The organism is Streptomyces anandii JCM 4720, assembly GCF_014650655.1.
Taxonomy (GTDB): Bacteria; Actinomycetota; Actinomycetes; order Streptomycetales; family Streptomycetaceae; genus Streptomyces; species Streptomyces anandii.
This window is the reverse complement of sequence record NZ_BMVJ01000022.1, coordinates 10329-21107: the sequence shown is the minus strand read 5'-3', so window position 1 is coordinate 21107 and position 10779 is coordinate 10329. Positions and strand designations below refer to the sequence as shown.

The window sequence follows — 10779 nt, the reverse complement described above, 5'->3', positions numbered from 1 at the left end:
AGGTCGCCGGCGCGCCCCTGTACGTCGTCCACGTGTCCGCGCGGGAGGCGGTCGCCGAACTGATCAGGGCCCGCGACGACGGGCTGAACGTGTTCGGCGAGACCTGCCCGCAGTACCTGTTCCTGTCCACCGACAACCTCGCCGAGCCGGACTTCGAGGGCGCCAAGTACGTCTGCTCCACGCCCCTGCGGCCCAGGGAGCACCAGGCCGCGCTGTGGAAGGGCCTGCGCACCAACGACCTCCAGGTGGTCTCCACCGACCACTGCCCCTTCTGCTTCACCGGCCAGAAGGAACTCGGCCGCGGCGACTTCTCCAAGATCCCCAACGGGTTGCCGGGCGTGGAGAACCGCATGGACCTGCTCCACCAGGCCGTCGTCGACGGGCACATCTCCCGCCGCCGCTGGATCGAGATCGCCTGTGCCACCCCGGCCCGCATGTTCGGCCTGTACCCGAAGAAGGGCACCATCGCGCCCGGCGCGGACGCCGACATCGTCATCTACGACCCGCACGCCGAGCAGGTCATGTCCGCCGAGACCCACCACATGAACGTCGACTACTCCGCCTACGAGGGCAGGCGCGTCACCGGCCGCGTGGAGACGGTCCTCTCGCGCGGCGAACCCGTCATCACCGAGCGGGAGTACACCGGGCACGCCGGGCACGGCGTCTACACCCCGCGCTCCACCTGTCAGTACCTCAACTAGGAGTGGCGCCCATGGACTTCGGACTCGTCCTGCAGACCGACCCGCCGGCCTCGCGCGTCGTCAGCCTGATGCAGCGGGCCGAGCGCAACGGCTTCCGCTACGGCTGGACCTTCGACTCCGCCGTGCTCTGGCAGGAGCCGTTCGTCATCTACTCCCAGATCCTCGCGCAGACCGAGCGGCTGACCGTCGGCCCGATGGTCACCAACCCCGGCACCCGCACCTGGGAGGTCACCGCCTCCACCTTCGCCACCCTCAACGACATGTTCGGCAACCGCACGGTCTGCGGGATCGGCCGCGGCGACTCCGCGATGCGCGTCGCCGGCCGCAAACCCAACACCCTCGCCCGCATCAGCGAGGCCATGAAGGTCATCCGGGCGCTGGGCAGGGGGGAGGAGGCGGACCTCGGCGGCACCGTGATCCGCTTCCCCTGGGTCAAGCCCGGCGCCGAACTGCCCGTATGGATGGCCGCGTACGGGCCCAAGGCGCTGAAGATGACCGGCGAGGAGGCCGACGGGTTCATCCTCCAGCTCGCCGACCTCTACCTCACCGAGTACATGGTCAAGGCCGTCCGGGACGCGGCCGCCGCGGCCGGACGCGACCCGGAAGCGGTGACGGTCTGCGTCGCCGCGCCCGCCTACGTCACCGCCGACGACTCGCCCGAGGCGCTCGCCCACGCCCGCGAGCAGTGCCGCTGGTTCGGCGGCATGGTCGGCAACCACGTCGCCGACCTGGTCGAACGCTACGGCGAGCACTCCGCCGCCGTACCGGACGAACTCACCGACTACATCAAGGCCCGCCAGGGGTACGACTACGCCCACCACGGGCGCAGCGGCAACCCCGACACCCAGTTCGTGCCCGACGAGATCGTGGACAGGTTCTGCCTGGTCGGGCCCGTGGAGAAGCACATCGAGAAGCTGAACGCGCTGCGTGAACTGGGCGTCGACCAGTTCGCCGTGTACGACATGCACGACGCGCAGGAAGCCGTGATCGACGCGTACGGGCAGCAGGTCATCCCGGCCGTCAACTCCTGATCCCCGCGACCGAGTTCCGACAACCCCCCACTCCACTGTCCCCCCTCCCCACCTCCCCGGGGAGGGGCCGGGCGCCCGCATCGCCCCACTTCGACCCGCCTCATGGATTGGGCTGCCCATGACCGACACCGCTCCCACGGCCATACCACCGTCCGCCCAGGTCACCCGCCCCGACGGGCGTGTGGAGATCGACCCCGGCGCCCCGCTGCCCGGCGGTCCCTACGCCAACGCGGACCTGCTGCCGGTCCCGGTCGCCAATCGCACCTGGACCACCTACAACTTCTCCGCGCTGTGGGTCGGCATGGCCCACAACACGGCCTCCTGGACCTTGGCCTCCGGTCTGATCGCCGTCGGCATGGACTGGAAGCAGGCGGTGTTCACCATCGCCCTGGCCAACCTGATCGTGCTGGTGCCGATGCTGCTCACCGGGCACGCGGGACCCAAGTACGGCATCCCCTTCCCCGTCTTCGCCCGCGCCTCCTTCGGGGTGCGCGGCGCCAACCTGCCCGCCGTCGTACGGGCGTTGGTGGCGTGCGGCTGGTTCGGCATCCAGACCTGGATCGGCGGCGAGGCCATCTACTTCCTCGCCGGGAAGCTGATCGGCGACAGCTGGACGAACGCCTCCCACGTGGGCGGCCACGCCTGGACGATGTGGCTGTCCTTCGCGATCTTCTGGGCGATCCAGGTGGCCGTCATCTACCGGGGCATGGAGACCATCCGCCGGTTCGAGAACTGGGCGGCGCCCTTCGTTCTCGTCGGCGCGTTCGTGATGCTGTGGTGGATGAGCAGCAAGGCCGGCGGCCTCGGCCCGCTCTTCGACCAGCCCTCCAAGCTGGGCTGGGGAGCGGACTTCTGGAAGCTGTTCGCGCCCGCCCTGATGGGCATGATCGGCTTCTGGTCCACGCTGTCGCTCAACATCCCCGACTTCACCCGCTACGGCAGGAGCCAGAGGGCGCAGACCCGCGGCCAGGCCCTCGGACTGCCCACCACCATGACCCTGTTCGCCTTCCTGTCGGTGCTGGTCACCTCCGGCTCGCAGGCCGTCTACGGCCGGCCCGTCTGGGACCCGGTGCAGTTGGCGGCGAAGACGGACAACGTGGCCGGACTGCTGTACGCGCTGGTGACCGTGCTGGTGGCCACCCTCTCGGTCAACATCGCGGCCAACATGGTCTCCCCGGCCTTCGACTTCTCCAACGTCGCGCCGCGCAGGATCAGTTTCCGCACCGGCGCCCTCATCACGGCCGTGCTCGCCGTGGTGATGTGCCCGTGGAAGCTGTACTCCGACCCGCAGGGCTACATCTTCACCTGGCTCGGCCTGGTCGGCGGACTGCTCGGCACCGTCGCCGGCATCCTCATCGCCGACTACTGGATCCTGAGGCGCTCCCACCTCGAGCTGGTCGACCTGTACCGGACCGGTGGCCGCTACTGGTACGCGGGCGGCTGGAACTGGCGGGCCGTGGTGGCGTTCGTGGTCGGCGGCGTCCTCGCCATCGGCGGCGCCGACTTCCACCCGCTGATCGACGGCCGTCCGATCCCCGCCCTGAAGTCCCTCGCGGACTACGGCTGGGCGGTGGGCCTGGGCACCTCGATGGTGCTGTACCTGCTGCTGATGCTGTCCCGCAACCGGGAACGGGTCACCGCCTGAGAGCTCGTCCGCCGGGGAACGGTCAGCCCTGCCGGCCGTTCCCCAGCGCGGCCACGGCGTCCCTGGCCGCCTTGATGGCGCCCTTGTTGATCTCGTCCGTGTCCGGCGCCTTCTTCGTCTCGAAGTCGCTGCCGTTGTACGTGACGACCACCAGCGCGTTGGAGGAACGCGCCATCACCACGCCCTCACGGGTCTGCTGCTTGTCCTGGGTGGTCAGGTTGACCACCGAGTAGGCGCTGTCCCCGAGGCCCGGTACCGCCCCGCCGCCGCTCTTCTCCGCCGTCCGGTCCTCGTACGCCTTCTGCGCCGCCGCCTGCGAGTCCATGATCTCGAAGGAGACGTCGAGCCAGCGGTAGTCGAAGCCCTTGAGCGCGTTCCACGAACAGGTGCGGCGCACCTTGGTGTCCGTGGACGGGATCTCCTTGCCCGCCGTCTTCGCGCCCGGCACCAGGGAGCCGATCGTCTTCGCCGCCACGCTGGCGCACGGCGCCGGTGCGGAGGCGTAGGCCTTGGACACCGCCGTCGAGGAGGGCGCGGTGGACGAGGAGGAGGCTTCCGCGCCGCCGGACGGGGTGTCCTGCTGGGCCGCGTGGTGCTCGGCTGTCGGCGCGGGGGCGAACGGGCCGGACGTCAACGCCCAGCCCGCGCAGGCGAGCACGACGACGGGACTCAGCCGCGCGGTGAGCGCGAGCGGCAACGGAAGATCACGCACGGCGCACTCTCGTGTGGGGGACGGACGGTGCGGCACTGGTCCGCACCGCGGACGGTACGACAGTTTCACACGAGACCCTGTGGGGCGGAAGTGCGAACTCGCTCCGTGCCCACGCGGTTACGGCCCAAGACTCCTACGGCACCCTCGCCGTCCACTCGGCCGAGCCGAACTTCGTCCGCGACAGCTCCCGCGCCCGGGCGAGTTCGTCGTCGGTCACCTTGCCCTCCGACAGCCCGTACCGCCCGCGGAAGGAGTCGATCATCCGCGCGATCACCGCTTCGCGCGCGAGACCGGTCTGCCGGCGCAGCGGATCCACCCGCTTCTTCGCGCTCTTCGTCCCCTTGTCCGACAGCTTCTCCCGCCCGATTCGGAGCACTTGGAGCATTTTGTCCGCGTCGATGTCGTACGACATCGTCACATGGTGCAGCACCGCGCCGGGGCCGCCGTGCGGTCCCACGACCCGCTTCTGCGCCGCCCCCGCGATCTTGCCCTGCTCGGTGGCGATGTCGTTCAGCGGCTGGTACCAGGCGTGGATGCCCATGTCGCCGAGGGCGCCGAGCACCCAGTCGTCGAGATAGGCGTAACTGTCCTGGAAGGACAGGCCCTGCACCAGCGACTCGGGCACCGACAGCGAGTACGTGATCGTGTTGCCCGGCTCCACGAACATCGCGCCGCCGCCGGAGATCCGGCGCACCACCTCGATGCCGTGGCGCGCGGCGCCCTCGGGGTCCACCTCGTTGCGCAGGGACTGGAAGCTGCCGATGATCACCGCCGGGGCGCCCCACTCCCACACCCGCAGCGTCGGCGGCCGCCGGCCCGCGGCGACCTCGGCCGTCAGCACCTCGTCCAGCGCCATGTGCAGCGTCGGGGACTGCGGGCCCTCGTGGACGAGCTGCCAGTCGTAGTCCGTCCAGTCGGTGGCGTGCGCCAGCGCCCGTCGCACCGCGATGCCCACGCCCTCCGACGTCAGCCCGTACATCACGGTCCCCTCCGGCAGGGCCGCGTCGATCCGGGCTGCGAGACCCGCCGCGCCGGTGTCCGCGGGAGCGCCCTCCAGCGCGCCGTTCACCGCGTCCAGCGCCTCGTCCGGCTCCAGGAAGAAGTCGCCCGCCACGCGCACGTGCCGCAGCACGCCGTCCTCCGCCTCCACGTCCACGACGACGAGCTTGCCGCCGGGCACCTTGTACTCACCGTGCACTGCCAGGGCCTCCGTTCCCGCCGCAGCAGATCAACGCCCCGCACGGCCGGGGTGTTCCCAGCCACTGGAACCTCCCCGTCGCCCCGCGCATCTTCCAGTGCGGGAGGCAGGAGCGGCGGTACGGGGCCTCCGCCGGACGCCTCCCGGCAGGGAAGGGTCCTCATGGCACGGCGGACAGCGGCTTACTCCGCGATCCCCCTCGCGGTCGTCCTCGCGGTCACGGCCTGCGGCCCGTCCCACCACGGCGCCGCGCCGCCACCCAGCTCGGCGCACCGTACGACCGCGTCCGCCGGCACTCCCGACCCCACCGCCCCGAAACCGGCCACCCCCTCGGCGACCACCCGCCCCACGCGGACCAACGCCTCCCCCTCCACCCCGGCCGGCACCCCCCACGCCGCGCCCTGCCGAAGCGGGCAACTGCGGTGGACCCTGACCCGCCTCGACGCCAAGCCCGGTCACAAACCGTCCACCGCGCTGCTGACCGTCACCAACACCGCCGCACGGCCCTGCGCCCTGCACGGCTACCCCTATCTCGAGGCGCACGTGGGCAAGGGCCCCGCCGTGTGGACCGAACCGGGCAGCAAGGCGCGGATCCGGCTGCTGCTGCGCCACGGCCGCCCGGTCGTCTTCCCGCTCACCTACCGGGCGGCGCCCGACCGGCACGGATACTGCGCCATCCCCACCGACTTCGACCCCGTCATAGACGTACGCCCCCCGCACCCCGCCCGCGGCGACTACGGCACCCCGGTGCGGATGACCGACACCCACGGGCGCCCGGTGCGCCCGGTGTTCTGCGACACCATCCGCATCGGCCCGCCCCGGCAGCGGTAGGGCGGCGCACGCCCCTGCAGGGGAGCGATGGGGTTCGCCGGTGCGCAGAACGGCGGTCCGTAGGGGGCTGTCCTGATCGCGCCGATGGCCTAGACGTGGAGCTCTGGAATACGCGCTTCACCGCCGGGCGGCCGGCCCGGGACGCGGTGACGCGCGCACGCACCACGCCGCCGCCGAACGGGGAGAAGTGATCGACTTGACGACATTCGTCAGGAACGTGGCACCGCTGGAATGGGCCTTCCTGGGCATTACCCCCGAACTGCGGGTGATGAACCTCCTCGTCGAGGGCGAGGGCGCCATCCCGCCGCACCGGCTGGCGGACGCCGTCGCCGCCGCCGCGCACGCGCACCCCGGGATGCGGCTGACCCGGCAGGACGAGCGGTGGACCGACAGCGGCACCGCCCCCGCCGTACGGACCCTCGCCGGCGCCCTGGACCGCGCCCGGCTCGACGCCCCGGAACTGCGCGCGCCGTTCGACGACACCCGCGCGACCTGCGAGGTGCTGCTCGCCCCCGGAGACCCGGCCACCGTGGTGTTCCGCGCCGACCACGCCGTGACCGACGGCCGAGGACTGCTGCTGTGGGCGCGCGACGTCTTCCGCGCGCTGCGCGGCGAGGACCCGCTCGGCGCACCCGCGGACACCGGCAGCGAGGAGCTGCTGCGGCAGTCGCACCCGGACGGCGAACCACCCCGCGCCGCCGCCCGCGACCTCGACTTCCCCTCACCGCTCGGCCCCCGCCCGCACGAGCGGGCGGGACTGCTGTGGCGGCGCCGCAGCCTCGACGGCACCCATCTGGCGGCCACCGCCAAGGTGGTCGCCGCCCTCGCGGCCGCCCACGGACCCGGCCGCTTCCACGTCCCCGTCGACCTGCGGCGCCACCTGCCCGGGCTGCGCTCCACCGCCGCGCTCTCGCACGCCGTCGACCTCGACGTGGCCGAGGGCGAGGGCTGGGAGGAGGTGCAGCGCACGCTCCTGGGCCGGCTGACGGACCGCCGGGACCTGGCCGCGGGCACCGACCCGGGCATCCTCGGCCTGCCGCTGCCCCTGCTGCGGGAGGGCATCGCGGACATCGACCGCACGGCCGCCGGCGCCGACCGCCACAGCGCCCGCGCCTGCGTCTCGCACCTCGGCACCGTCGACCCCGCCGACTTTTGCGCCGACGGCTTCGAGGCCGTCTCCGTGTACGCGCTCGGCGGCGTCACCCCCGGGGGCCCGCCCGAGATCGACGTCGTCGAACTCCCCGGCCGCACCGAGCTCACCGTCACCTGGTACGACGGCCCCGGAACCGCGGACCGCGCCGAGGCACTGCTCGACACCCTCGAGGAGGCCCTCTCACCGAGGGCGCACCGGCACTGGGAGGGCAACCGCACCAGGCGGCCGCTGCCCGACGCCCGGTCCGTCGTCGCGCTCTTCCGCGAACAGGTCGCACGCACCCCCCACCGCACCGCGCTCAGCGGCCCGGAGGGCGAGGTCAGCTACCTCGAGCTGAGCCGCCGCGCGGACGCGGTCGCCGCCGAACTGCGCCGTCTGGGCGCCGGACCGGGCACCGTGGTCGGGCTGCTCGCCGGCCGCTCGGCCGCCTCGGTCGCCGGGCTCTGGGGCGTCCTGCGCGCGGGCGCCTGCTACCTCCCACTGGACGTGCGCCACCCGGACCGCCGGCTCGCGGACCTGCTCACGGACGCGGGCAGCACCCTGTGCCTGGTCGAGCGCGCCCAGGAGGGACGCGACTGCCTCCCCGAGGGCTGCCGTGCGCTGCCGCTGGACGCGCTCGCCACCGGCCCCGCGGGGGAGGACGCGGCCACGGCCGCCGATGCCGACACCGCCGTCGGCCCCCACGACCTCGCCTACGTCATCTACACCTCCGGCTCGACCGGGCGGCCCAAGGGCGTGCAGATCGAGCACGGCAGCCTGGCCAACTACGTGCACTGGGCCACCCGCGAGTTCGGCATCGACTCCGAGACCTGTCTGCCGCTGCTCACCTCGCCCTCCTTCGACGTCTCCGGCACCTCCGTGTTCCTGCCGCTGCTGACCGGCGGCGAAGTGGTCCTGATGCGGGACGACCCCAACCACCTCTCCCTGCGGCACCTTCTGACCCGGACCCGCGCCAACACCCTGAACCTGACGCCCTCCCACCTGGACCTGATCGGCGGCCTGGACATCGCGCCGGCCGGATACCGCAGCGTCGTCGTGGTCGGCGAGCAGCTGCGCGTGGAGGTGGCCGCGCGGGCGCAGGAGATGTTCGGGCCCAAGTGCCGGATCATCAACCTGTACGGCCCGACCGAGGCCACCATCGGCTGCACCGCCCACACCTACGACGAGGAGAGCGACCAGGACGGCTCCGTGGTGCCCATCGGATGGCCCGCGGACAACACCTCGGTGTACCTGCTGGACGGTGAGCGGCGGTTCGTCGCCCCCGGCGAGGTGGGGGAGATGTACCTCGGGGGCGCCCAGCTCGCGCGCGGCTACCTCGGCCGGCCCGAGCTCAACCGGGAGCGGTTCCCCAGGCTGGCCGACGGCACCCGCGTCTACCGCACCGGCGACCTCGCCCGCGTACTGCCCTCCGGGGAGCTGCAGTTCGTCGGGCGCATCGACGACCAGGTCAAGATCCGCGGTCACCGGGTGGAACCGGCCGAGGTGGCGCGGGCGCTGGAGGAGCACGCGGCGGTCGACCGGGCCGTGGTGGTGACCCGCCCGGCGGCCGGGCGGGGCGGCAAGGCGCTGTACGGCTACGTACTCACCAACTCGCCTGTCACGCCTGAGGAGTTGAGGGCGCATCTGGAGGAGCTGCTGCCCGCCCACATGGTCCCGGCCGCCGTCACGGCGGTGCCCGAACTGCCGTACACCGTCAGCGGGAAGGTGGACGTACGGGCCCTGCCGGACCCCTTCGCCGACGAGCGGCACGGCGCTGACGGCCCCCCGCGCACGCCCGTCGCCGCGGACCGGGGAACGGGCCAGGTGGCGGACCAGGCGGGGGACCCGGTGGCCGAGGCGGTGGCCGGGACCTGGGCCCGCACGCTCGGGGTCGACCGCTCCCGCCTGGAAGGGCAGTCCGACTTCCAGCGGCTGGGCGGGGACTCGCTGTCCCTGCTGGCGATGCTCGCCGGCGTCGCGCGGGAACTCCTCGACGCGCGCGCCGAAGAGGCGTTCATGGCCGAACTCGGCCGCATCCTGCGCGAGCCGACCCTGGAACGCGTCACCGCGCTCGTCCACGAGGTGCGCTCCGAAGCGTCTTCGGCAGTGTGAGTAACACGACATCGAACGCCCGCTCGCAATTGGAACCGCCTGATGTCCCCGGATCGGCCCGGTACGTCCCGGGCGCGGCCCCAAACGTAGGGGTACCCCCTAGATCAAGCGTTCTGCTAGACATGGATTGGCCGAAGGATCGGCACGGCAACGCCGAGCTCGTTGTTGGCGGGGAATCTCAGGAAAGAGTTTTGTTGCAGTGGGTGAATTCCAGGACCCCAGCCGTTGGATACGCCGTTTCCACCCCGCTGAGGAGAGCGGAGTGCGTCTCGTCTGCCTTCCGCACGCGGGCGGTTCGGCACCCTTCTACTTCCCGATGTCACGCGCGCTGTCTCCCGCGGTCGACGTCGTCTCGGTGCAGTACCCGGGCCGGCAGGACCGTAGGGCGGATCCGGCCATCGAGGACATCGGGGAATATGCGGACGCCATCACCGCGGAAATCCGGCCATGGCTGGACCGGCCCGTCGCACTGTTCGGGCACAGCATGGGAGCGGTTCTCGCATTCGAGGTGACCCGGCGGCTGGAGCGGGACGGCGTCGTACCGCTCGCCGTGTTCGCCTCGGGCCGCAGGGCGCCTTCACGCCACCGGGACGAAAACGTCCACCGGCGTGACGACGACGGAGTCGTCGAGGAGATGCGGCTGCTCAGCGGAACCGACTCACAGATCCTCGGCGACGAGGAGATCCTGCGGATGGTGCTGCCCGCCATCCGCAGCGACTACACCGCGATCGAGAAGTACCGCGCCGCTCCCGGGCTCACGGTGACCGCCCCGATCACCGTGCTGACCGGCGACAACGACCCCAGGACCAGCCTGGACGAGGCGTCGGCGTGGGCGGAGCACACCACCGGGGCGTTCGACATGCACGTGTTCACGGGCGGCCACTTCTTCCTGGCCAACCACCAGGAGCAGATCCTGAAGATCGTCTCCGACACGCTCGGCGGACCGCGGCCCGGCAAGAGCGGTCCTCTTTCCTGACGCGTGGGACCGCGTGACCGGCGGTCCCACGCGCGCACAGGCCGGCGACGACCCGATCCCGAAAGGGATACGCCACCTGAAAAGGAAACCTGAACAACTTTCAACAGCACCACCGCGGCACCCTGCCGACCGGACGATCCGGGCGTGCCGCGGTTTCCGGGGGAAACACAAAATGACCATGTCTTTGAAGTTGGTCGAACGCGAGAGCCATCTCGGAGCGCTGAACGAGCTGCTGCACAGTGCCGGAAACGGCCGGGGCCGCGTCGCTCTGCTCAGCGGCGCGGTGGCCAGCGGCAAGACCGAACTCCTCGAAGCCTTTACCGAACAGGCGATCGACGACGGGGCGATACTGCTCGACGCCACCGCCTCACGCGCCGAACGGGCACTGCCCTTCGGCATCCTGAGAAAGATATGCGACCACGCGTCGGTCGCGCCGGAAGT

The 10779-nt window shown here is 71.8% G+C and carries 9 protein-coding genes; 7 read left to right on the top strand and 2 right to left on the bottom strand.

The genetic code is table 11. The features are described from left to right. From IE249_RS38875 to IE249_RS29345, 3 genes are all read left to right on the top strand, one after another. Window positions 1–701, top strand: a 701-nt coding sequence (locus IE249_RS38875) for an amidohydrolase family protein (RefSeq protein WP_229859506.1), incomplete at its 5' end; no start/stop codon positions are given. A gap of 11 nt (window positions 702–712) precedes the next feature. Beyond that, window positions 713–1732 carry a TIGR03842 family LLM class F420-dependent oxidoreductase gene (locus IE249_RS29350; protein WP_189709583.1) on the top strand — a complete coding sequence of 340 codons (1020 nt, stop codon included), beginning with the start codon at window positions 713–715 and terminating at the stop codon, window positions 1730–1732. A gap of 118 nt (window positions 1733–1850) precedes the next feature. Continuing rightward, window positions 1851–3377, top strand: coding sequence for an NCS1 family nucleobase:cation symporter-1 (locus tag IE249_RS29345; protein WP_189709580.1), 1527 nt, complete (start codon window positions 1851–1853; stop codon window positions 3375–3377). A 22-nt stretch (window positions 3378–3399) separates the two neighbouring features. Here IE249_RS29345 and IE249_RS29340 read toward each other — a convergent pair whose 3' ends face one another. Both IE249_RS29340 and lplAB read right to left on the bottom strand, forming a co-directional pair. Then, window positions 3400–4089: a hypothetical protein gene (locus IE249_RS29340; RefSeq protein ID WP_189709578.1), complete on the bottom strand. Its 690-nt coding sequence runs from the start codon at window positions 4087–4089 to the stop codon at window positions 3400–3402. A gap of 133 nt (window positions 4090–4222) precedes the next feature. Further along, complete coding sequence (lplAB, locus tag IE249_RS29335) at window positions 4223–5287, bottom strand: lipoate-protein ligase LplAB (RefSeq protein ID WP_189709576.1); 1065 nt, start codon at window positions 5285–5287, stop codon at window positions 4223–4225. Window positions 5288–5449: 162 nt separating this feature from the next. Between lplAB and IE249_RS29330 the strand changes: the two genes are divergently transcribed. The 4 genes from IE249_RS29330 to IE249_RS38870 all read left to right on the top strand — a co-directional run. Then, entirely contained in the window at window positions 5450–6118 is a 669-nt protein-coding gene (locus tag IE249_RS29330; protein WP_189709574.1) for a DUF4232 domain-containing protein, read from the top strand. A 187-nt stretch (window positions 6119–6305) separates the two neighbouring features. Further along, window positions 6306–9362 carry a non-ribosomal peptide synthetase gene (locus tag IE249_RS29325; protein WP_373304480.1) on the top strand — a complete coding sequence of 1019 codons (3057 nt, stop codon included), beginning with the start codon at window positions 6306–6308 and terminating at the stop codon, window positions 9360–9362. A 262-nt stretch (window positions 9363–9624) separates the two neighbouring features. After that, window positions 9625–10338: a thioesterase II family protein gene (locus tag IE249_RS29320; RefSeq protein ID WP_373304479.1), complete on the top strand. Its 714-nt coding sequence runs from the start codon at window positions 9625–9627 to the stop codon at window positions 10336–10338. 178 nt (window positions 10339–10516) lie between these two features. Then, the coding region (locus IE249_RS38870) for an ATP-binding protein (RefSeq protein WP_229859505.1) at window positions 10517–10779 on the top strand (263 nt) is incomplete at its 3' end.